This is a genomic window from Paraburkholderia madseniana, from assembly GCF_009690905.1.
Classification (GTDB): Bacteria; Pseudomonadota; Gammaproteobacteria; order Burkholderiales; family Burkholderiaceae; genus Paraburkholderia; species Paraburkholderia madseniana.
Genome location: NZ_VOSW01000349.1, coordinates 1 through 254 on the forward strand (window position 1 = coordinate 1; position 254 = coordinate 254).

Sequence of the window (254 nt, forward strand, 5' to 3'; positions counted from 1 at the left end):
TCATTGAGTAGCGTACACAGGTTATCAGCGACGGTTTTCGCACCGAAGTCCTGCTGCAGCGCCAGGTAATCCAGGCCGGTGACAGCCTCAAGCCGCAGTCGGTGCTTCAGACGTTTGAACGCTTCCTCAATACGCCAGCGTTGATGATAGAGCGCGCCGAAAGCGCTGGCCGGATAACGTTCGCGCTCCAGCAGCGAGGTCATCAGCACACGCACGCGGCCGCTGGGCGTGACGTCCCGGATCAGGCGCACGGT

The 254-nt window shown here is 61.4% G+C and carries 1 protein-coding gene; it reads right to left on the reverse strand.

Features of this window, described 5'->3' with window-relative positions:
• The coding region (locus FSO04_RS46120; protein WP_154568048.1) for a transposase at window positions 1–254 on the reverse strand (254 nt) is incomplete at both ends.